The sequence below is a fragment of the Gordonia sp. SL306 genome, from assembly GCF_026625785.1.
Classification (GTDB): domain Bacteria; phylum Actinomycetota; class Actinomycetes; order Mycobacteriales; family Mycobacteriaceae; genus Gordonia.
The window spans coordinates 4,003,864-4,024,437 of sequence record NZ_CP113063.1 but is presented as its reverse complement, the minus strand read 5'-3'; the positions used below and the strand labels follow the sequence as shown (position 1 = coordinate 4,024,437).

The 20,574-nt window shown below is 67.0% G+C and carries 20 protein-coding genes; 9 read left to right on the top strand and 11 right to left on the bottom strand.

What is annotated here, in order from left to right; all coding sequences use genetic code 11:
• Nucleotides 1-12: 12 nt before the first annotated feature.
• Together OVA31_RS18475 and OVA31_RS18470 are read right to left on the bottom strand one after the other, a co-directional pair.
• The gene (locus OVA31_RS18475) at nucleotides 13-1,137 is read right to left on the bottom strand and encodes a TDT family transporter (RefSeq protein WP_267628067.1); all 1,125 of its coding nucleotides are present in this window, start codon (nucleotides 1,135-1,137) and stop codon (nucleotides 13-15) included.
• Nucleotides 1,138-1,216: 79 nt separating this feature from the next.
• Complete coding sequence (locus OVA31_RS18470) at nucleotides 1,217-1,540, bottom strand: putative quinol monooxygenase (RefSeq protein ID WP_267628066.1); 324 nt, start codon at nucleotides 1,538-1,540, stop codon at nucleotides 1,217-1,219.
• A 147-nt stretch (nucleotides 1,541-1,687) separates the two neighbouring features.
• On the opposite strand from OVA31_RS18470, the gene OVA31_RS18465 reads away from it, so the two are divergent.
• Nucleotides 1,688-3,112 carry an aldehyde dehydrogenase family protein gene (locus OVA31_RS18465; RefSeq protein ID WP_267628065.1) on the top strand — a complete coding sequence of 475 codons (1,425 nt, stop codon included), beginning with the start codon at nucleotides 1,688-1,690 and terminating at the stop codon, nucleotides 3,110-3,112.
• Between the two features lie 141 nt (nucleotides 3,113-3,253).
• On the opposite strand, the gene OVA31_RS18460 is transcribed toward OVA31_RS18465, so the two are convergent.
• Both OVA31_RS18460 and OVA31_RS18455 read right to left on the bottom strand, forming a co-directional pair.
• Nucleotides 3,254-4,678, bottom strand: coding sequence for a carotenoid oxygenase family protein (locus OVA31_RS18460; protein ID WP_267628064.1), 1,425 nt, complete (start codon nucleotides 4,676-4,678; stop codon nucleotides 3,254-3,256).
• Nucleotides 4,679-4,812: 134 nt separating this feature from the next.
• Nucleotides 4,813-6,012, bottom strand: a complete 1,200-nt coding sequence (locus OVA31_RS18455) for a lipase family protein (protein WP_267628063.1) — start codon at nucleotides 6,010-6,012, stop codon at nucleotides 4,813-4,815.
• Between the two features lie 258 nt (nucleotides 6,013-6,270).
• On the opposite strand from OVA31_RS18455, the gene OVA31_RS18450 reads away from it, so the two are divergent.
• Nucleotides 6,271-7,794 carry an alpha/beta hydrolase-fold protein gene (locus OVA31_RS18450; protein ID WP_267628062.1) on the top strand — a complete coding sequence of 508 codons (1,524 nt, stop codon included), beginning with the start codon at nucleotides 6,271-6,273 and terminating at the stop codon, nucleotides 7,792-7,794.
• 58 nt (nucleotides 7,795-7,852) lie between these two features.
• On the opposite strand, the gene OVA31_RS18445 is transcribed toward OVA31_RS18450, so the two are convergent.
• Entirely contained in the window at nucleotides 7,853-8,689 is an 837-nt protein-coding gene (locus OVA31_RS18445) for an alpha/beta hydrolase (protein ID WP_267631595.1), read from the bottom strand.
• A 25-nt stretch (nucleotides 8,690-8,714) separates the two neighbouring features.
• Nucleotides 8,715-9,119 (bottom strand): hypothetical protein, encoded by a 405-nt coding sequence (locus tag OVA31_RS18440; protein ID WP_267628061.1) that lies wholly within the window; start codon nucleotides 9,117-9,119, stop codon nucleotides 8,715-8,717.
• Nucleotides 9,120-9,224: 105 nt separating this feature from the next.
• Here OVA31_RS18440 and OVA31_RS18435 point away from each other — a divergent pair, with 105 nt between their 5' ends.
• From OVA31_RS18435 to OVA31_RS18425, 3 genes are read left to right on the top strand one after another with little or no spacing between them, the layout of a single operon-like run.
• Nucleotides 9,225-10,196, top strand: coding sequence for a pirin family protein (locus OVA31_RS18435; protein ID WP_267628060.1), 972 nt, complete (start codon nucleotides 9,225-9,227; stop codon nucleotides 10,194-10,196).
• Nucleotides 10,193-10,672: a MarR family winged helix-turn-helix transcriptional regulator gene (locus OVA31_RS18430; RefSeq protein WP_267628059.1), complete on the top strand. Its 480-nt coding sequence runs from the start codon at nucleotides 10,193-10,195 to the stop codon at nucleotides 10,670-10,672. The genes OVA31_RS18435 and OVA31_RS18430 overlap by 4 nt, the downstream gene beginning before the upstream one ends.
• Nucleotides 10,669-11,397 (top strand): pirin family protein, encoded by a 729-nt coding sequence (locus tag OVA31_RS18425; RefSeq protein ID WP_267628058.1) that lies wholly within the window; start codon nucleotides 10,669-10,671, stop codon nucleotides 11,395-11,397. The genes OVA31_RS18430 and OVA31_RS18425 overlap by 4 nt, the downstream gene beginning before the upstream one ends.
• A 1-nt stretch (nucleotide 11,398) precedes the next feature.
• On the opposite strand, the gene OVA31_RS18420 is transcribed toward OVA31_RS18425, so the two are convergent.
• The gene (locus OVA31_RS18420; RefSeq protein ID WP_267628057.1) at nucleotides 11,399-12,328 is read right to left on the bottom strand and encodes an LLM class F420-dependent oxidoreductase; all 930 of its coding nucleotides are present in this window, start codon (nucleotides 12,326-12,328) and stop codon (nucleotides 11,399-11,401) included.
• A gap of 25 nt (nucleotides 12,329-12,353) precedes the next feature.
• A complete protein-coding gene (locus OVA31_RS18415; RefSeq protein ID WP_267628056.1) occupies nucleotides 12,354-13,325 on the bottom strand; it encodes a cation diffusion facilitator family transporter in 972 nt (323 codons plus the stop codon).
• 137 nt (nucleotides 13,326-13,462) lie between these two features.
• On the opposite strand from OVA31_RS18415, the gene OVA31_RS18410 reads away from it, so the two are divergent.
• Nucleotides 13,463-13,879, top strand: a complete 417-nt coding sequence (locus OVA31_RS18410) for a hypothetical protein (protein ID WP_267628055.1) — start codon at nucleotides 13,463-13,465, stop codon at nucleotides 13,877-13,879.
• 90 nt (nucleotides 13,880-13,969) lie between these two features.
• Here OVA31_RS18410 and OVA31_RS18405 read toward each other — a convergent pair whose 3' ends face one another.
• Nucleotides 13,970-14,470 (bottom strand): mycothiol transferase, encoded by a 501-nt coding sequence (locus OVA31_RS18405; protein WP_267628054.1) that lies wholly within the window; start codon nucleotides 14,468-14,470, stop codon nucleotides 13,970-13,972.
• 158 nt (nucleotides 14,471-14,628) lie between these two features.
• Here OVA31_RS18405 and OVA31_RS18400 point away from each other — a divergent pair, with 158 nt between their 5' ends.
• The gene (locus OVA31_RS18400; RefSeq protein WP_420714221.1) at nucleotides 14,629-16,017 is read left to right on the top strand and encodes an LLM class flavin-dependent oxidoreductase; all 1,389 of its coding nucleotides are present in this window, start codon (nucleotides 14,629-14,631) and stop codon (nucleotides 16,015-16,017) included.
• A 90-nt stretch (nucleotides 16,018-16,107) separates the two neighbouring features.
• Nucleotides 16,108-17,619: a YibE/F family protein gene (locus OVA31_RS18395; protein WP_267628052.1), complete on the top strand. Its 1,512-nt coding sequence runs from the start codon at nucleotides 16,108-16,110 to the stop codon at nucleotides 17,617-17,619.
• Here the strand turns inward: OVA31_RS18395 and OVA31_RS18390 are convergent, their stop codons facing one another.
• Both OVA31_RS18390 and OVA31_RS18385 read right to left on the bottom strand, forming a co-directional pair.
• On the bottom strand, nucleotides 17,620-18,525 hold the full coding sequence (locus OVA31_RS18390) for a hypothetical protein (RefSeq protein WP_267628051.1): 906 nt from the start codon (nucleotides 18,523-18,525) through the stop codon (nucleotides 17,620-17,622).
• 112 nt (nucleotides 18,526-18,637) lie between these two features.
• Nucleotides 18,638-19,321, bottom strand: a complete 684-nt coding sequence (locus OVA31_RS18385; protein WP_420714072.1) for a TetR family transcriptional regulator — start codon at nucleotides 19,319-19,321, stop codon at nucleotides 18,638-18,640.
• A gap of 172 nt (nucleotides 19,322-19,493) precedes the next feature.
• On the opposite strand from OVA31_RS18385, the gene OVA31_RS18380 reads away from it, so the two are divergent.
• On the top strand, nucleotides 19,494-20,573 hold the full coding sequence (locus tag OVA31_RS18380; protein ID WP_267628049.1) for a ferredoxin reductase: 1,080 nt from the start codon (nucleotides 19,494-19,496) through the stop codon (nucleotides 20,571-20,573).
• Nucleotide 20,574 lies beyond the last annotated feature (1 nt).

The following is a 20,574-nucleotide window of genomic DNA, read 5'->3' as shown; positions in this document are numbered from 1 at the left end:
TCCGGCCGGGCGTCACGCGGGTCGGAACACCCTGCCGATGTATGCGGCGTGCGCGGTCCGGGTCGCGACGATCCCCCAGGCGATCACCAGCACCACGTAGAGCACGTCGGCGAGCCCCCGGATCGGGGTCGAACCCAGCGCGATTCCCAACGCGCTCATACCAGTCACGCAGGTTCCCACCGGGAACGTGAAGCTCCACCAGGTGAGCGCGAACGGCAGGCCCTGGCGTACCGTGCGTACGGTGATCGCCGTCGCAAGGGCGAACATCGCCGCTCCGAAGCCCCCCATCGCCAGGCCGTAGATGATCCCGAAGATCTTGAGCCCCAGCGCTATCGGTGCCATCGCCCCGGCAAAGACCAGGCCGGCCTGGGCACCGAGGAGATTCGCGGCCGTGATGGACTGCCCGATCATCCCCAGCGTGATCCAGATCGTCGGCGCCGACTGGGCAACCGGCACCCCACCGTGAACCAGCCGCGAATAGACCATCGTCATGGTCATCATGCCCAGTATCAGACTCAGGCCGAACAGCGCGTAGCACGACGACAGCATGGCAAGTCTCGCTTGACCTTCCGGCACATGGGCCAGCAATGCCGCACCGGTCGACGCGGATACCATCGGCGGCACGACCGGCATCAGCCAGGCCGGGAGTGCATGCACCTCGTGTTGCCGTGTGCGGGTCATCATGGTGAACGGAACCCAGATGCTCGTCGCCACGCCGAGCACCGTTCCGACCGCCCACAGGACCGAGCCCAGGCTGACGGCGACCGTCGATCCCAGCAGCGGTGCACCGAGATGCACGGCCCCGGCACCGACGGTGAGAACGGCCATCGGCACGGCGCCGTAGAACTGCGACATCACCGGATGGGCCGCATAGTGTCGCGCGGCGTGTGGATGCCGGACCCAGTGCACGACGAACCCCGTGGAGATCGCGATCAGCAACACGGCGGCCACGACCCAGATCATCGTGGCGAACGCGGTAAGGATGCCCGACTGCAGAGGCAGCGAGACCGCCGCGTTGGCCACGATGCCGGTGCCCATGACGGCGGCGAACCAGTTGGGGGTGAGGTGTTCGAACACCTGGCCGGGGCGCTCGAGCTCGCCGAGGAACCGTCGGTCGACAAGGGCTGCGGAGGTCATGGATCAACCCTCGCCGAGCACGTCCTGCGCCGGTAGACGCCCACACCTTGTGTGCCCACAACCAGAACTTGTGAGCATGCTAGCCGTCGACCGACATCTCCCCGAGCTCGGACCACGTCTCCTGATCGATGGTGGCGTTGACGATGTCGGGCGTCCGCGTGAGGTACTTCGGCAGCTGCGCGGTCGCCGCGCGGAAGTGCTCACTGGTGACATGGGCCTCCGCGGCGTCGTCGTCGAAGGCCTCGACGAGGACGTAGGTGGAGGGCTCGTCGAGGCTGCGTGACCATTCGAACCACTTGTTTCCCGCTTCGGCCCGGGTGGCCTGCGTGAACTCCCGAACGAGATCGGGCCATTGCTCGACGTATTCGGGCTTCACGGGCCACTTCGCGACGATGAAGATCATGATCCAAGCCTACTGACCAGGTGGTGGCGCACCGTCTCAGACCGAGACGGAAATCTGACAACAAACGTTTCCTCAAAGGCTGCCCCGGCACTCTGCAGGCAGGCATAGTGTGGTGTCGACAACACCCCGCGGATATGGAGGATCACCATGCGCGAAATCACCAAGTTCTACATCGACGGCCAGTGGGTCGAGCCCACCGAACTCAATCTGATCGACGTGATCAACCCCGCGACCGAGAAGGCCGCCGGCCACGTCGCACTCGGCACGGCCGCCGATGTCGACACCGCGGTGCAGGCGGCACGTAAGGCATTCACCACCTGGAGCCAGACCAGCGTCGACGAGCGCGTCGGAATCCTCAACGCGGTGGTCGCCGAGTACCAGAAGCGGATGCCCGAACTCGCCGCGGCGGTGACCGAGGAGATGGGCGCGCCGAACGGGTTGGCCAACAACGTCCAGGTCCCCATCGGGCTCGCCCACCTGATGACCGCCGCGGCACAGCTGCCGACGTTCAGCTTCTCCGAAGACCGCGGGTCGTCGCGGATCGTGAAGGAGCCGATCGGCGTCTGCGGTTTCATCACACCGTGGAACTGGCCGCTGAACCAGGTCATGGTGAAGGTTGCCCCGGCACTCGCGACCGGCTGCACGATGGTGCTCAAGCCGTCCGAGGTGGCTCCGTTCAGCGCCGCCATCGTGGCCGAGATCTTCGATGCGGCAGGCGTTCCCGCGGGAGTGTTCAACCTCGTCAACGGCGACGGGCCGGGCGTCGGCACAGCCCTCGCGTCCCACCCCGGCATCGACATGGTGTCGTTCACCGGCAGCACCCGCGCCGGCATCGAGGTCGCCAAGAATGCTGCACCGACCGTGAAGCGTGTTGCGCAGGAACTCGGCGGCAAGAGCCCCAACATCATTCTCGACGACGAGGACTTCGCGACCAATGTCAGCGGCGGGGTGGCCGCGATGATGATGAACTCCGGACAATCCTGTAATGCACCCACCCGCATGCTGGTCCCGAAGTCGCGGATGGCCGAGGCGGCCGAGGCGGCGAAGTCCGTGCAGTCGACTCTGACCGTCGGTGATCCGAGCACGGACGTCCGGATGGGTCCCGTGGTGTCCGAGCCACAGTTCGAGAAGGTCCAGGGGCTCATCGAGCGCGGCATCGAGGAGGGCGCCGACGTCGTGTTCGGTGGCCCGGGGCGTCCCGACGAGCTGCCCACCGGGTATTACGTCCGGCCGACCGTGTTCGCCGACGTCACCAACGACATGGACATCGCCCGCACCGAGATCTTCGGCCCGGTGCTGGTGATGATCGGTTACGACTCGATCGACAACGCCATCGAGATCGCCAACGACACCGAATACGGTCTCGCCGGCTACGTCTCGGGCAAGGACGTCGACGAGGTCCGCAAGGTCGGTTCCCGCATCCGGGCGGGGTCGATCTCGCTCAACGGCGCGCAGCTCGACCCGTCGGCACCGTTCGGCGGATACAAGCAGAGTGGCAACGGCCGCGAGTGGGGCGATTACGCGTTCGACGAGTTCTTGGAGGTCAAGTCGCTCCTGGGTTACGACGCCTGAGCTGAGTTCCTGAAAAGCGCCCCAGAGAACCGCCCTCTGCAGCGTCGCCGTCGTCGATACGTCGACGGTGACGCTGCGGAGGGCGCTTTTCGGGGGCGCTTTTCAGGAAACTCGACCGGCGGAGGGTTGTGGGGAGACGGTTCACTCGGCCGGTAGCCACGCCCCGTGCAGACCGGCCGGTACGCGGATCGGCATCCGCACGGTCGCGAGCGGGCCCGCGGCGGGATCGTCGGCGGCCAGCACGTAGAAGTACGACGCCATGTCTGCCGGGTCGGTGCCGAAGGCACCCCAGTAATCGTGGTGTGCGCCTGGCATGTAGATCGGTTCGCCGATGGCGACACCTGGGCGCCAACAGGTCTCGGTTCCGGCACGCAGATCGTGGAACCAGAGGCTGTCGCGATCTCCGGTGTCGTTCCCACTCTTGCCCACGGTCGCGACGCGTGGATGCGATCGAGTGAGCAGGCGGTCGTCGACGCGCGGGAACTCCACATCGGCACTCTCGCCGAGAACGGTGCGAGCGATCGTCCCCCGTGCCGGGTCGAGAACCGCGCGCACCAGCGCCGACGACGCCGGCTGCGGCATGTCCGCGAACGCTCCCGGATAGGTCCATTCCACGTAGTCGACGGTCACCGTGCCATCGCCCGGTGCATCATCAGCACCGGTGTCGAAGGCATTGGCGAAGTGCCACACCCACATCGGCTCGGAGTCGACCCAGCGGATCGAGCCGCCGTCACGCGGTATCAGCGCGATACGGGTGCCGGACTCTGGATGCCACTGCAGCAACGACCCGCCGCTGAGCATCGCGGTGATGTCGAAGACGAGAGGGCACAGGAACAGCACGATGTAGCGCGAGGTCAGGGCCATGTCGTGGATCATCAATGGCCGGTCGACACCTTCTACCGGGGTCGGTGGCCGACGTGTCCGGCCGTCCGGTCCGATCACCGCCCACGTGAGGTACGGCGCCTCCAGGACATAGTTGAACAGCACGAGCTCCCCGGTGGAGGGGTCGATCTTCGGGTGCGCCGTGCTGCCGACTGCCATGGCACCGTCGCAGCCGTCGCGGGCGATCGTGCCGAGGTCGGCGGGATCGAGACGATACGGCTGGTCGGACTCGGCCATGGCCAGCAGTCGGCCGGCATGCTGCACGATGTTGATGTCCGGCAGTTGCCGGAACGTCCCGGCGAGATCGGGACCGACGTCGTCGGCCGACGGCGTGTAACCGTCGGTGAGACCCGACCAGATCGCATGCCCGGCCTTCTCCTCGGCGACCACCATCGGCGTCCGGACGAACCGGTTCCGGTAATGGGCTGTGCCGCCGCCGATCTCGAGGCGGTGCACCATCGCGTCTCCGTCGAGCGGATAGACATACGACCCGATCGGATCGAATCGCGGATTGGGTCCGTTCCGGAGATAGCTGCCGTGCAGGTCGTCGGGGATCGTGCCGATCACCTCGAGATCGTCGACGTCGACCTCTGCGCGTTGTGGCGCGAACACTCCCGAGAGATGGGCGTGGTGTGCCATGTCGACCGGCGCGGGCCGGGCGGGGGTCGGTGACGTGGTGGTCATGGGGCCGCCTCTCGGAAACTTCTGCGCGGGAGGGGCTTGTCCCACGCCGTATTCCCAGGATGCGCCCTTCCCGACCGACAGGCATCCGTTATGCGATGGATTTCTCCGTGGCACCACCTTGCCGGTCGGCGGCGTCAGCAGCCGCCGGTCGGACGTCCCGCGAATCGCTCGTTCAGGAACACCGCGGCGTCGCGCTCGAACGGGATGAAGGCGGTGCTGTGCGAATCACCCCGGTAGAGATGGAATTGCGTCGGGACGTCACGCGCGCAGTAACGGCGGGCGAGGTCGGCCACGTCGGCGGCGACCATCACCCCGTCGCCGACCGCGTCCTTCTTCCCGACACCGAGCATCATCGGCGCCGCGGGTGTGCCTGCCGATCCCATCACGTTGCGTGTGATGGCCGCACGCACCGACGGGACCTGCAGGAACCCCTGGTACGGCGACCGCACCATCTGGGCGTCGGTGAGCCCGGGATAGTCGCCGGCGAAGTCGATGATGCAGTCGTCCCTGACCGTGTTCACCAGGCGGAGTCCGTACGGCGACAGGAACGACGAGAGGTCCAGTCCGTACGCGCGCTGATAGGCGACGACGAGCGCGGGCATGACGCCCGCCCAGTCCTGGCTGCCACTGATGTACGGCAGATTGTGGGCGAGATTCACGGGCACACCGCCGGCCGCGGCACCCACGATCGCCAATTCGGGAGCATAGGTCGGGGCGAGCTCCGCCCCGAACCCGGTGGGAACCGATCCCCCGGAGTACCCGACCATGCCGACCGGTGTCGACGGTGGCAGCCTCAGCACCTTCTCCGCCGCGCGAATCCCGTCCAGGGCGAGATGGCCGGACTGCCGGCCGATCGTCCATTCTTGTTGCTGCCCCTCGTAATCCGGCACAGCGAGGGTGTAGCCGGCGGCGAGATATCCGCCGATCGCGATCTCCTCGAACTGGCCTGCCCGACTGGGCTTGTTGCCCTGCAGGGTGTATGAGGGATCGCATTGCGGTCCGAGCGCATCGTAGGCCATGTGGAACGAGACGATCCGGCCGTTCGCCGTGGCGGGTCGCAGCACCGTGGTGACACCCGCGATCGGCGCACCGCCGTCGTCGTTGCTGCGGTAGAGCACCTGCGTCGACGTCACGGGGACGGTCACACCGGACATGACGAACTCGACCGGCCGGGTCCGCAGGACCGTGCCGGGCCGGTGAGAACCCAGGTCCGGGCCCGGCCGATAAAAGGGATCCGCGGATGGCAGAGGCGTCGCGTGCACCGAGCCCGGCGCCGACAACAATCCGAGAGCGACCACGAATACCGAGCCGAGCACCATCAACAACCGTGTCATTGGGATCTCCGATCGGGCGAGCGGCGCTCACGCAGTGAACATCCCACAGAACGACCCGCGCCGCGCGCGAACCGGACAGGGCGTCGGAAGTCGAGGTCCGCGATCGTCCCACCTCACAGCGATTTCACAGCGAAACGCGCAGCCTCACGCGTGTAACGCCCACCCGCCGTGCGACGACAAATCAGTCATCACGGAAGCCCTCCGCGTCGGAGGTCCGTGCGTCGGGGGACATCGCTCAATTCTTGTGTCAGGAGTCTCATGCCCATCCCTCCGGAATCTCTGGATCCGAATCTGGTCACCGAAGGGTGGCAGGCCTCGCCCACCACCGCGACGGCCGCCCGTCCGCATCGTCGCCGTCGCCGTCGGCTCGCGGGCATCGCCGTCGTCGTCGCGTTGAGCCTCGGCCTGTTCGGTATCAGCTCGCTGATCTCGGGCGGTAACAAGGCGTCGGCCCTCACCGGTCACCCTGAGGTCCTCCGCGAGGGCTGTACCTGGGACAAGTCCGGCAACTACGTCCAGAACTGCAAGGTCTGGTCGGCGTCGCAGAACAAGTTCGTGATCGTCCAGATCCGCGCTTCGAGTGGCAGCGACAACGGCGTGTATCTGCTCGACGGCATGCGCGCGAGCGAGGAGCGTTCGGCCTGGACCACCGATGTGCAGGCGGCCAAGGTCTACGACGGTGCGAGCGACACCACCCTGGTCATGCCCGTCGGCGGTGCGTCGTCGTTCTACACCGACTGGGACGCGGGCGCCGGTGACCAGAACACCACCATCAAGGAAGAGACCTTCCTGACCGACGAACTCCCCGACTACCTGGCGGAGAACTTCGGCGTGAGCAAGAGCAACAACGCGATCATCGGCCTGTCGATGTCGGGCGGCCCGGCCGTCACCCTCGCCGAGCGGCATCCCGAGCAGTTCAAGGTCGTGCAGGCGATGTCCGGCTATTACCAGACCGACAACCCCATCGGTGCGCTCGGTGTGTTCGGTTCGCAGACGATGGTGTCGAACTACACCAACGGCATCGTCAACATGTGGGGTGCGCCCGGCAGTCAGCGGTGGACCGACAACGATCCGTCGAAGAACGTGAACAAGCTCAAGGAGAACGGCCAGACCCTGATCATCTCCTCGGGCAACGGTTTCCTCACCGCGAGTGAGATGGCGAAGCTGTCGCAGCAGGATCAGATCAGTGCGATGGCGCTGGAGATCCTGTCGGCCTTCTCGACGGTGCTGATGCAGCTGCAGGCGGCACAGACCGGAGCGTCGGTCATCTCGCTGCCGAACTACGGCGGACACACCTGGGAGAACTGGGGTCGTGGGCTCGCCGACGGCAAGGATCACGTCCTCGAAGCGCTGCGCAGCACACCGCCGGTCACCGACAAGGTGCAGCTCGTCAGCGCGTCGGGAAGCCCCGAACCCGAGGGCGCGGCCAAGGCCACCCAGGCGGCACTGGTGGCCGCGAAGGCCTCACCCGCGCTGACCCCCGAGGTCCTCGCGGCCGCCACCGAGGCATCGGAGTCGTCGGCTGCGAGTTCGGCCGAGTCGTCGGCCCCGAGTGCCGCGTCCGGTTCTTCGGAGGTGCCTGCGGCGACCGGCGACGCATCGGATGCGACCGCGGACAGCCCCGGCAGCACCGAGGTCGGGACCACGGTCCCCGCCCCGCCTGCCGGCACCGCCGACACGAATGCCGGCGCGAGCTCCGCCACCCAGTCGCAGGCGCCGGCGAGCTCGCAGGAGTCGGTCGCACCATCGGCGACGACACCGACCACCACCCCGGCGGCCTGACAGCGTGACGCATCCCGCCGACGACGGTTCGGCGGGATGCGGTCGTCGGGTCCGCGAATCAGGGCTCGGGCATGTGATCGGCCAACCAGCCGAGCACGTCCGAGATCACCTGATCGCGCTCCGGCTCGTTGAAGATCTCGTGGTAGAGACCGTCGTAGATCGTGAGCGTCTTGTCCGATGACGCGGCGAGCCGATCCACCATCTCGCTGCCCGCGGCACTGGTGAGAGCGTCGGCCCCGCCGTGTAGGACGAGCAGCGGGATCTGCAGACCCGGCAACCGTCGTGGGAACGACCCCATGGTGGCCAGCATCGCGCCGCCGAGGGCCGCCGGGATCTTCCCCCGCGTCACCAGCGGATCGGTGTCGTAGGTGGCGACCACCTGCGGGTCTCGCGAGATACTCGCGGAATCCAGTGCCGTGGTGGGCAATCCGGGTGCCACTCGCGCGAGCAAAGGTGCCAGCTTGACCGCGACCGGCGACAGATCGTCGCCCGGCACCACGGCGGCACCGGAGAGCACCAGGCCGTCCAGTCGGTCCTGATCGTCGAGCGCGAAGTCCAGCGCGATGCAGCCACCCATACTGTGCCCGATCAGGAAGGTCGGCAGGTCGCCGATCGCGACCTGGTCCAGCACCGTGCCGAGATCGTCGGTGTAGTCCGAGAACCGTTGGACGCGAAGACGTTTGCCACCCGACCGCCCATGACCCAGATGATCGGGCACGGCTGTCAGGTAGCCCGCACCGACGAGTCGCTCGACGACGTGACGGTAACGGCGGCCGTGTTCACCGAGCCCGTGGGCGATCACTACCGTCCCCCGGGGAGCACCTTCGGGGCGACTCACGTCGTAGGTGATGGTCTCGCCGTGCCTGCCTCGGAACGAGCGTTCCTCCACTGTCATGTCGGTCATTCTGGTTGCACCCCGTTCAGCTGAGAAGTCCGAGTCGCGAGGCCACGCTGCGGCCCGCCGATTCCAGTGCGGCGAGCGGCCTCATCGCCGCCTCGCCGATCCCGACCAGGATCTCCACCCGCCCGACGACCCGTTCGAGCCGGTCGACCACATCGACCATCGCGACAACGGTCGAATCCACCTGGTCGAGCGTGCCGGTGAGTCGCGACATGGTGACGCCGAGATTGTCGATGGCGCCGTCGAGCCCACCGATCGTCTTGTTCATGTCGACGAGCACATCACCGAGGTCGGTCAGGATCGCCTCGACCTGGTCCACCGTCACATCCGCGTTCAGCGCGGCCTGGGCGAGCTTCTTGAATCGCTGCCGTTCGGCAGGTCGTGCGTCGTCAGAGCCACGATTCCCACCACCGGTTTCGGCCATGACCTGATTATTCATCGTCGAGGGCCCCACTCGGGGGAATACGACACGGCCCCACCCCGTTGAGGGCGGTATAGCTCAAAATTGAGCTACCGAGAGGAGCCCGTCATGCCCGCAATCACCGCCGACACCCTGACCTTGCCGCGGTTGCGCAGCGCAACCCCCGAACAGACCGAACGGCCGGTGAAGTCGGTGACCACCGGGCCCCGCGGCTTCGAGGGTGAGGGGTTCCCGGTGGTCCGGGCATTCGCCGGGGTGTCCAGCGCCGACCTCGACCCCTTTGTCCACATGGACCAGATGGGTGAGGTCGACTACGAGCCGGGCGAACCCAAGGGCACGTCATGGCACCCGCACCGCGGATTCGAGACCGTCACCTACATGATCGACGGCCGATTCCAGCACCAGGACTCGACCGGGGGCGGCGGTCTCATCGAGAACGGCGCGACGCAATGGATGACCGCGGGAGCAGGCATCCTGCACATCGAGACCCCGCCGGCCGAACTCGTCGATTCCGGTGGCCTGTTCCACGGCATCCAGCTGTGGGTGAACCTGCCGGCGGCCGACAAATTCATCACCCCCAAATACCAGAACCTCGAGGGCGGCCAGGCCGCGCTGCTGACCACCGAAGACGCCGGCGCCCTGATCCGCATCATCGCCGGAGAGGTCGACGGGCACGCCGGGCCCGGCTCGACCCACACGCCGATCACGTTCGCGCACGCCACCGTGTCGCCGGGCGCACGACTGTCGCTGCCATGGCGCCCGGACTTCAACGCGCTCGTCTACGTGCTGTCCGGCCGCGGCACCGTCGGCCCGGACGCCCGGCCGGTCCGTCAGGGCCAGCTGGTGGTGTTCGGCAAGGGTGACCGGATCACCGTCGGCGCCGACGAGGGGCAGGACTCGAACCGTCCGGCACTGGAACTGCTGGTCCTCGGCGGGCGGCCGATCCGCGAGCCGGTGTTCCAGTACGGACCGTTCGTGATGAACACCAAGCAGCAACTCGTCGAGGCCATCGATGACTTCAATGCCGGACGACTCGGTGTCATCCCGCCGGATGCGCTGATGCCACACACCTCGCGGTGAGTGCCGCACCTTCGGCGAGCGACCCGCGACGCGAGGCATGGCAGGTCTTCATCGAGACCAGCGCTCGCCTTCAGACCGTCCTCGACGACGACCTGAAGGCGAGTGCCGGCATGTCCCTCGCCGACTATCAGGTACTGCTGTTGCTGCACGACGCGCCGCGACGGCGTCTCCGAATGCGGGATCTCTCCGAACACCTGGTGTTCTCGACGTCGCGACTGTCGTATCAGATCGACACCCTCGTACGCCGCGGCTGGATCGGCCGTGAGCGGGCCGACGAGGATCGACGCGGCAGCTACGCCGTGCTCACACCCCGTGGCGCCGAGGTCTTCCGGCACGCCGCCCGGGACCACGCTCGGTGCGTCCGAACGCTGTTCATCGACGCTCTGTCCGAGACCGACGGTGTCGCCCTGCTCGACATCATGACCCGGCTGTCGGGGCACATGTCGTCCCAGCACGAGACGGGAGGCCGACGATGATGCAGATCATCCGGTCCGACGAGCGTGCCCATTGGTGGAACGAGTGGCTCGACTCTCGCCAGTCCTTTCCCGCCACGGGCAATTTCGACCTGGCGGCCAACGCCCACGGTGTTCTGCTCGTCCACAACGACGATCGTGTCGACGCAGGCGAAGGCCTCGACACGCACAGTCACTCCGACACCGAGATACTCACCTGGGTACTCGAGGGCGTTGCGGCGCACCGGGACTCCACCGGTCACGAGACACTGATCCACCCCGGCGAGATCCAGCGGATGACGGCCGGGCGCGGCATCCGGCACAGTGAACGCAATCCGGCTCGCCGCAACGAAGATCGACCGTTGCGCGTCATCCAGATGTGGATCGCCCCCGACACCGCGGGCCTCGATCCCGGATACGAGCAACGCGACCTGACCACCGAACTCTCTTCCGGTGAGCCGGTCGTCGTGGCGTCCGGGATGCCCGACCACGCCGACGGTCCGGGCGTCTGGCTCGCGAACCACCGGTCGGCACTGTACGTCGCACGAGCGCGAGCGGATCGCCCCATCGAGTTCCCGGCGGCGCGGTTCGGACATCTGTTCGTCGCTGCCGGAACCGTATCGGCCGACGGCATCGGTGACCTCTCGGAAGGCGACGCTGTCCGACTCACCCGGCACTCAGACGTGCGCCTCCGCTCTCACGAGAGCGCCGAGCTCCTGTATTGGGCGATGAACGCCTCGGTGCGCTGAGTCAGCGCAATTGCGGCGCAACCTCGTTCGCGACCAGCTCGAGGTGATCCAGATCGCTCAGGTCGAGCGTCTGCAGGTAGATCCGGCTCGCGCCGGCAGCGCGGTAGCTCTCGATCTTCTCGACCACCTCGGCGGGGGTACCCGCTGCACCGTTCTCCCGGAGCTCATCGACCTCACGGCCGATCGCCGCCGCGCGACGTGCCAACTCGTCCTCGGTGGCACCGCAGCACAACACCAGCGCCGCCGAGAAGGTGATCGAGTCGACAGAGCGCCCCGCATCCCCGACGGCCGCGCCAACCCGCTCGAACTGAGCCCGGGCCTGTTCGACGGGCTGAAAGGCCGCGTTGAACTCGTCGCCGAAACGAGCGGCCAGCGCCGGTGTCCGCTTCTTGCCGGTACCGCCGACGATGATCGGTGGTCGCGGCGACTGGGTCGGCTTGGGCAGCCCGGGCGACTCGCTGATCGGGTAATGCCCACCGGGATGCTCGAAGGTCTCCCCGTCCGGGGTGCCCCAGAGGCCGGTGATGATCTCGAGACTCTCCTCCAGCCGGTCGAACCGCTCGCCGAGCGGCGGGAACGGGATGCCATAGGCGCTGTGTTCGGCCTCGAACCAGCCGGCACCGAGTCCGAGTTCCACTCGGCCGCCACTCATCTGGTCCACCTGGGCGACGGAGATCGCGAGCGGGCCGGGATAGCGGAAGGTTGCGGAAGTCACCAGCGTGCCGAGCCGGATACGCGAGGTCTCGCGCGCCAGGCCGGCCAGGGTGAGCCAGGCGTCGGTCGGACCGGGCCGGCCGTCGACATTCATCGCCAGATAGTGATCGCTCCGGAAGAAGGCGTCGAAGCCGAGGTCCTCGGTGGCCTTCGCGACGCGGAGCAGGTCGTCGTACGTTGCGCCTTGCTGGGGTTCGGTGAAGATTCGCAATTCCACGGTGCCAACCTACGCCCACGTCCGTTCAGGGCGTCAGCGACGGCTCATCCGACGTCGAGAGGGTCAGGACTGCCTCGACGATGCTCTCGTGTTCCTCGATCTCACGTTCCACCCTCCGCAACCGGACGGCCAGATCGTGTTCCGCGAGGTCGCCGGTCATGTCGACCGCAGCGACCAGGAAGTACTTCATCGGGCCCACGTACTCGACGTGCAGGTAGGTGACCCGGTCGATCTCGGGGCGCCCGAGCAACGCGGTCAGGATCTCGCTCCGCGTCGCGGGCATCGCCGACTGTCCGAGCAGGAACTCGCCATTGCGCTTGATGAGGAACACGGCGATGAAGCCGAGCAGGATGCCGACCAGGATCGATCCGATCGCATCCCAGACCGCCTGCCCGGTGATCTCGTGGAGGGCCATGCCTGCGGCGGCGATCGCCAGTCCGACCAGGGCTGCGGCATCTTCGAAGAACACGGCTCGCAACGTCGTGTTGGACGTACGGCTGACGAAGCGGAGTGGGTGGATCGAGAAGCGCGCCCCACCAGCCGAAGCCTGCCGAATCGACTGCAGGAACGAAACACATTCCAGCACTGCGGATATCGCCAGAACGAGGTAGCCGACGAGGTAATTCGCGTCCTCCTCGGGCTCGGTCAGCGCAGAGATCCCGTGCATCACCGACACCACGGCCCCCACCGTGAACAGGCCGAACGCGGCGAACATCGACCAGATGTAGGTTTCTCGCCCATAGCCGAAGGGATGTCTCCCGTCGCGGCCGCGGGCGCCTCGCCGTTCAGCGATGAGCAGGAAGACCTCGTTGCCGGCGTCGGCCCACGAATGCGCGGATTCCGCGACCAGTGAGGCCGAGCCGGTGATCCCTGCGGCCACGGTCTTGGCAACGGCGATCAGCACATTCATCGCGAACGCGATGACGACCGTCAGCATGGACTCGCCGGCCGAATCGTCTGACGTGCCGGCCGGTGACTCCGTCGCATCCTTCGACATGCACCGATGGTCTCACGGCTCACTGTGCGGGGACGGGCATCTGCCACCCGGCACGTCCAGGAGCAGCGACACCCATCCATGCCGCCATCGGCTCCGAATCGCTGCGGTCAGCCACCCGCAACAGAGGAGTCACCATCATGCGTTCTGCCACCCGCACCGTCCTCGGGGTCATCATCGCCGGGGCGGGCGCCGCCGGTATCTCGCTCGCCGCCGCACCGGCCGCCCACGCTGCGCCGGAGGTGTGTCCAGGTCTGCCCGGACAATCGTCGACAATGTCGAACTGCCAGGTCGATTCCGGCCCGACCGGACTCACTCTGGCGGTCACCGATGGCGGCGGCAAGGCAGCGGTGACCGGCGACAACTACGCCGGTCCGGCCGCGATCGCCATCGGCAAGGGGGCGACGGTCACGATGACCGGCGTGCGGCCGGGCCTGGCGATCGGCATCGCCGGACCGGGCGCCACCGTCGTGGTCGACGGCAAGAACGGTCCGACCTGCACCGGCGGCGCCGCGTTCGCCGGCGACTTCCAGACCTTGAAAGGCTGCCGCTCGTAAGGTTCCTCTCCGCAGCCGCGACGGTTCCCGTCATCCGCGCCGCCTTTTCGTGGTCGCGGATGACGGAAACCGTCGCGGCTGGGAGAGGGGTCAGCTCACGAGACCGCGGACATAGGCCGCCTGCCCCACGTGCTGTGCGTCGTCGTCGACGATGCTGATCAGACGAACACCGAGAGTCACCGGAGGATCCCAATTCTCGTCGATGACGCGGTCGAGATCGTCGTCGGTGAGTGCACTGAGGTACTCGATGCTGACGTCGTGCGTCGCGTCGTAGTACTCGCGGAGCAGATCGGGCTCGGCCACCACCTGCCCGACCTCCTCGGCGGATTGTCCATAGCCTGAGGCGGACGGCGGAAACGGCAGGCCGAACCGCTCATGGAACCCCGCCGACGTCCAGACCTGCTCGGTTCCTGCGACGTCGGCGATCTGCGCATCCTGAGCACGGGTCAGGTGCCAGACCAGCCAGGCAATGGTGTTCGCCTCCGGCGTCGGGCGATGGACGAGTTGATCCGAGGTGATGCCGTCGAGCACCGCATGGACATTGTCGGACACCCGGCCGAGGCCGTCGATCAGTACGTCGATTGATCGCATATCTCCACTTGTACTCCGGTGCCGCGGCCACGACACCGGGTTGGGCCGTCCGGTTAGGTTCTCCGTGGGCGCAAACCTGGCGATCGGCTCGGCGGCCGCGCACCATCCCACGGGTGTCCGAACAGCCATCCCGCCCCATCCGATTCAATGCCTTCGACATGAACTGTGTCGCGCATCAGTCCCCCGGCCTCTGGCGCCATCCGGACGACCGGTCCTGGGACTACAACACCCTCGACTATTGGGTGGACCTCGCGAAACTGTTGGAACGCGGCGGTTTCGACGGCTTGTTCATCGCCGACGTCCTCGGCACCTATGACGCCTACGCGGGAACCGATGAGGCAGCCATCCGGCAGGGCGCCCAGATCCCCGTCAACGATCCGCTGCTACTCGTGTCGGCAATGGCCCACGCCACCGAGCATCTCGGCTTCGGAATCACCACCGGCACCGGATTCGAGCATCCATACCCGTTCGCCCGGCGGCTCTCCACCCTCGACCATCTGACCCGAGGCCGCATCGGTTGGAATGTCGTCACCGGCTACCTGCCCTCCGCGGCACGCAACATGGGCGACGAGAATCACCTCGAACACGACAGCCGCTACGACCACGCGGACGAGTACCTGACGGTGCTCTACAAGCTGTGGGAGGGCTCCTGGGAACGCGACGCCGTGCGCCGCGACCGCGAGAACGGCGTGTTCGCCGACCCCGCCAAGGTGCACCACATCGGGCACCGAGGTGAACACTTCACCGTGCCGGGAATCCACCTCGCCGAACCGTCGCCGCAGGGGTCACCGGTGATCTACCAGGCCGGCGCGTCACCCCGCGGCCGCCGGTTCGCCGCGCAGAACGCCGAGGCGATCTTCGTCGCCGCGCCGACGAAAGACATCCTGCGTGAGGTCGTCTCGAAGACTCGCGACGAGCTGGTCTCGGCCGGCCGAGGCCCGTACGACGCACGGATCTACACACTTCTGACGATCATCACCGATGCGACTCCGGAGGCCGCGCGGGCCAAGGCGCAGGAGTATCGCCGGTACGCCAGCGAAGAGGGCTCGTTGGTGTTCATGTCCGGCTGGATGGGGACCGACCTGGCGTCCTACGACCTCGACGAGCCGATCGGCCACGTGGAGAGCAACGCGATCCAGTCCGCGGTGGCCGCATTCCAGCAGGCCTCGGACACCGGCGGCGAATGGACGGTCCGCGACATCGCGGCCTGGGGCGGCATCGGCGGTATGGGCCCGGTGCTGATCGGTTCGGGCGAGGAGGTGGCCGATGCCCTCCAGGATTGGGTCACCGAAACCGATGTCGACGGATTCAACATCGCCTACGCGGTCACCCCCGGGTCGTTCGAGGACATCGTCACCCACGTCGTTCCCGCGCTCGAGAGGCGCGGCGTCTATGACCGCTCGTATGTTCCGGGAACGTTGCGGCACAAGCTGTTCGGTCGGGGCGACCTGCTACCCGACAATCATCGAGGCGCGGCCCACCGTGTCGACGGTCCGCTGTCCACCATCGACGACTCGGCTCGCTTCATCGGGTCCACCGCTCGGTGACCGTGTCGATCTGATCGCCGAGGCCGTCGACGACATCCACGGCCGCCCCGGCGAATGGGCACACCGTGGGAAAGCGCATAGGGTGTCGTCGTGAGTCATCCCGGACACGGCCACGGACATTCCCACAACCTGTCGGAAATCCCTGCTGTCCTCTCGCCCATCGCCCGCTGGATCGTGATCGTCAGCCTCGCCGTCATCGGCATCGGCGTCGTCGCGGGGGCGGTGGTGTTGTGGCCGTCGAGCAGCGAGCACGCGATCCCGATGCAATTCCGTTCTGCGGACGGCGGTTCCATCCGCGCCGTCGACGGTGAGGTCGTCGAGCAGGTTCGGGCGGAGTGCCTGAATCCGCTGGCGGGCACCGCACAGGACAGCGCCGAGTTCCAGATCGAGGGGGTGACCGACCTCGGGCCGTGCATCCAGAGCACGGTCCGGATCGACAGCGGCGACGATGAGGGGCGCTACACCCTGCTCGAAGTCCCCACCAACCGGGCGCAGTCGGGCACCGAGCCGGGTGCGGTCACCCAATCGAGGGGATCGCCGGATCAGCCCCAGGCCGGGCAGCCGACGCTGCACACCGGCGACAAACTCCGCCTCAGTGTGGTTCCCGGTCCCGACGGCAACCCGCGCTATACGTTCTTCGATTTCAACCGGACCGTTCCGACCCTGGTGTGGGCGTTCCTGTTCGTCGCCGCCATCGTCCTGGTGGCCGCGTGGCGTGGTTTCCGGTCGATCATCGGACTCGCATTCGCCTTTCTCGTCCTCGGTGTGTTCACGTTGCCCGCCATCCTCGACGGCGAATCACCGGTGGCGGTCGCCGTGGTCTCCTCGGCAGCCATCCTGTTCGTGGTCCTCTATCTGGCTCACGGCGTGAGCCTCCGAACGAGTTCGGCATTGCTCGGCACCCTGATGTCACTGATGCTGGCCGGGCTGCTGAGCTGGCTGGCGATCGACACGATGAACCTCACCGGTTTGTCGGGCGATCAGACCACCAATCTCCAGGTGTACCAAGGAAGTATCTCGATCAGCGGGCTGTTGCTGGCGGGGTTCATCATCGGCACACTCGGTGTCCTCAACGATGTCACCATCACGCAGGCGTCGGCGGCCTTCGAGCTCGCGGCCGCGGGCGAGTCGACGCGACTGGGCACCTTCCGCGCCGCGATGCGCGTCGGCCGCGACCACATCGCCAGCACCGTCTACACACTGGTGTTCGCGTACGCGGGCAGCGCACTCCCCCTGCTCCTGCTGTTCTCGGTCGCCCAGCAACCGTTCGGTTCGCTGATCACCACCGACGCAGTGGCCGTCGAACTCGCGCGATCGTTCGTCGGCGGCATCGCGATCGCACTCTCGGTGCCGTTGACGACGGTGATCGCCGCGGCATTGGCCCGGCCGGCGGGACGCGCACGCGTCGCTGCTACTGCTGCTGCTGCTGCTGCGGAGCGGACACCGGCCGCACCCGCCCGCACGGCGACCCGGCCGACGACGCCCCAGCCGGACACCGGTCGGCGACGCGTCCGCGATCACCGTGCGCAGCAGATCGAACCGGTGGAGCGACCGTCGTCGGTCGTCTCGACCGGTCGGCACGCGAAGGTCGAGGGCGACTGATCAGCAGCGTCCGGTGGGCAGGGTGGCGAGATTGCGGTCGATCCAGTCCCCGACCCGATTGAGCATCGCGATACCGCTGGAAAAGGATCCGCTGCGAGGCACCGCGGCCATGGACACCGCGACCTGCCCCCGGGTGGTGCTGATGATCCCGAGTTGCCGCACCAGATACCCGCCGGAGGTGGACGTCGCCGGCCCCCAACCACCCTTCACCGCCGTCACAGCACCCTGTTTGCGGCCGATCTTCGCGATGCCCCACTGCTGATTGGCCGCGACGGAGCTCATCAGCCGGACCACATGCTCACTCTCGGCGAGGCACGGCAGATGTGCAGCGAATCGGGCCTGATCGGCGAGCGCCCACGGCGTGTATCCCGGGTAGGACGGCGGATTGTCGGCCTCCGAGGTCACGGCGGTCCGCAGGTCGTGCCCTTCGCGCAGGACCTCCGTCACGGCATCCACCGAGCTTCGACCACCGCCGAGCGATCCCCACAGGTCGCCTGCCGCGTCGTTGTCCGAGAACGTGATCGCCTTGTCCTCCTTCACCGCGACGGCAGCGCCGTTCTTGCGCTGCGCCGCCAGTGAGACCGGCACCTTCAGGGTCGACCATGCGCGGCCCGACTTGAGATTTCCCATGGTGATCGACTGGTCCGTGCCCACCGGGGTGATCGCCAGCCCCAACGAGCCCGGCAACGACTTGCGCATGGACTTCTGCAACGCGGCGAAGCTCTTCGTCAGCTTCTTCTCCACTGGGACCGGTGGCTCGAGAAGTCGCGCGATCTGCGCTGGCAGCGGCGGTAGCTGCGGTGGCCACCACGGCGGCGAGGCCGCAGCAGCGCTCGCCGTGCCGAAGACCACCGAACACACCACGGCCACTGCTGTGAGACCCACAGCCAATTTCACACGAGTCACTTCTATCTCCTGAGTCACATCTGTAACAGCAGGATAGGGTCAAGACGCAATGACTACCAGCCATGATGCGAAGTCGTAGCAATCGTTCGGCGCACGGCACGACCGACGTCGCCTACTCAGAGCGCGGTCGCCAGCGGCCCATACCGAGAAATACCATCACGAGTTGCCGCTCGGTCCGCTCGACGAGTTCGCGTTCCGAACCACGCCCTCGATGGTCGTTGTCGAGCAGGTCGGCGACGGCCGTCAGCATGATCGTCACGATGAGTTCTGCCGCGATCTCGAGGTCCTCGGGGAGCCAGGTGGCCAGGTCCGGTAGCCGCGAGAGGTCGATCGCCAACTCCTTGGAGAACAACCGGAGCTCGGTGTCGATCGCTCGCCTGATCTCGGCGATGCCGCCATGCTGCTCGCGGACGAGAAAACGGAACTGCGCCTCGTTGTCGTGGACGTGCCGCAGCAGGATCGCGAGTGAGTTCTGCGCGGTGGGCAACGCCTGGCGCGCCGCGAGATCGCGACGCCCCTCACGCAGCGTGCGGCGCAGCACGCGCATCGAGTCCTCGACGAGGGTGACGCCGAGATCCTCCATGGACGCGAAGTGGCGATAAAAGGCCGTCGGCACGATGCCTGCCCCGCGTGCGACCTCGCGGAGGCTGATGCTGGCAAAGCTCCGATCCGCGACCAATTCCATGGTGGCGTCCAGCAGGGCCTGACGAGTGCGGTTCTTCCGTTCGGCCCGGGTCTCCGACTCGCCCTCATCACGCGACGAGCGCGGACGGGCGGTGTGTCGGGTCCTGGTCACCATCCGAGTCTAAGTGGCCCGTCCGACGGCAGCGGTGTCGCCCACCGCACCGCGTCGCAAACCCGTGGTGGCCGTCACAACTGTTTCCGCTTGACGACACACCCCGGAGGCGTGCCACACTTCTGGTGTACAGATGTTCACTGAAAAGTGCACCCACGAACGGAGCCAGCCCATGAGCATCCGCATCCCATCCCTCGTCGGCCCGATCGTCGAGGCCGCCCTCTCGCCTCACCCGGTCGATCGCTATCTCGAACTGTTCGATCCCATGCTCACCTGGCGGGATCTCCGCGGCAAGGTCGTCGCCGTCCACCGTCCGACAGATCGGTCCGTGCGAATCGTCCTGCGCCCGACCCGCCAGTGGAAGGGCCACCAGGCCGGACAGTATGTGCAGCTCAGCACGGTGATCGACGGAGTCCGCCACGTACGGTGCTTCTCCCCGGCCAACACTGCGGGCCGTCCTGCAGGCGACATCGAACTCACCATCACCGCACACGACGACGGGTTCGTGTCCAAGCATCTTCGCGACCATGCCCACGTCGGCATGGTGGTCGGACTGAGCCAGGCGACCGGGGAGTTCACCCTCCCCACGCAGCGACCCAGGTCCGCCGTCTTCATCAGCGGCGGCAGCGGCATTACACCTGTACTCTCGATGGCGCGAACGCTCGTAGCGGAGAACCACCCCGGACCGATCACGTTCGTGCACTACGCGCGCACCCCTGCCGATGTCGCCTACCGTGCGGAACTCACCGCTCTGGCCTCCACCTGTCCCGCCATCGACCTGCGGCTGCATTACACCCGTGGGGACGGCGACGGACACTTCTCCGGCAAGCACCTCGACGACATCGACGGCCTCGACGAGGCCCACCTGTTCGTCTGCGGGCCCCCGGCCCTGATGGACGCGGTGAATGACCATTACGACACCACCGGGATGACCCAGCCGTTGCACAGCGAGGCGTTCGTCCTCGCGTCGCCGATCGCCGTCGACCCCGATGCCCCGATCGACGGCGAACTGACATTCCTGAACTCCGGCAGATCTGCGACCAACGACGGCCGCACCATCCTCGATCAGGCGGAATCCGCCGGGCTCAGCCCGGAGTCCGGCTGCCGGATGGGAATCTGCTTTTCCTGCACCGCCATCAAGAAATCCGGCTGCACGCGCAACGTGCTGACCGGAGAAACCGACACCGAAACCGACAAGCGGATCCAGCTCTGCATCAACGCACCTGTCGGCGACGTGGAAATCGAGGTATAGC

Coding starts and splice junctions, on each gene's coding strand:
- OVA31_RS18475 (WP_267628067.1), bottom strand. CDS start 1,137: ATGACCTCCGCAGCCCTTGTCGACCGACGGTTCCTCGGCGAGCTCGAG.
- OVA31_RS18470 (WP_267628066.1), bottom strand. CDS start 1,540: ATGATCTTCATCGTCGCGAAGTGGCCCGTGAAGCCCGAATACGTCGAG.
- OVA31_RS18465 (WP_267628065.1), top strand. CDS start 1,688: ATGCGCGAAATCACCAAGTTCTACATCGACGGCCAGTGGGTCGAGCCC.
- OVA31_RS18460 (WP_267628064.1), bottom strand. CDS start 4,678: ATGACCACCACGTCACCGACCCCCGCCCGGCCCGCGCCGGTCGACATG.
- OVA31_RS18455 (WP_267628063.1), bottom strand. CDS start 6,012: ATGACACGGTTGTTGATGGTGCTCGGCTCGGTATTCGTGGTCGCTCTC.
- OVA31_RS18450 (WP_267628062.1), top strand. CDS start 6,271: ATGCCCATCCCTCCGGAATCTCTGGATCCGAATCTGGTCACCGAAGGG.
- OVA31_RS18445 (WP_267631595.1), bottom strand. CDS start 8,689: ATGACAGTGGAGGAACGCTCGTTCCGAGGCAGGCACGGCGAGACCATC.
- OVA31_RS18440 (WP_267628061.1), bottom strand. CDS start 9,119: ATGGCCGAAACCGGTGGTGGGAATCGTGGCTCTGACGACGCACGACCT.
- OVA31_RS18435 (WP_267628060.1), top strand. CDS start 9,225: ATGCCCGCAATCACCGCCGACACCCTGACCTTGCCGCGGTTGCGCAGC.
- OVA31_RS18425 (WP_267628058.1), top strand. CDS start 10,669: ATGATGCAGATCATCCGGTCCGACGAGCGTGCCCATTGGTGGAACGAG.
- OVA31_RS18415 (WP_267628056.1), bottom strand. CDS start 13,325: ATGTCGAAGGATGCGACGGAGTCACCGGCCGGCACGTCAGACGATTCG.
- OVA31_RS18410 (WP_267628055.1), top strand. CDS start 13,463: ATGCGTTCTGCCACCCGCACCGTCCTCGGGGTCATCATCGCCGGGGCG.
- OVA31_RS18405 (WP_267628054.1), bottom strand. CDS start 14,470: ATGCGATCAATCGACGTACTGATCGACGGCCTCGGCCGGGTGTCCGAC.
- OVA31_RS18400 (WP_420714221.1), top strand. CDS start 14,629: ATGAACTGTGTCGCGCATCAGTCCCCCGGCCTCTGGCGCCATCCGGAC.
- OVA31_RS18380 (WP_267628049.1), top strand. CDS start 19,494: ATGAGCATCCGCATCCCATCCCTCGTCGGCCCGATCGTCGAGGCCGCC.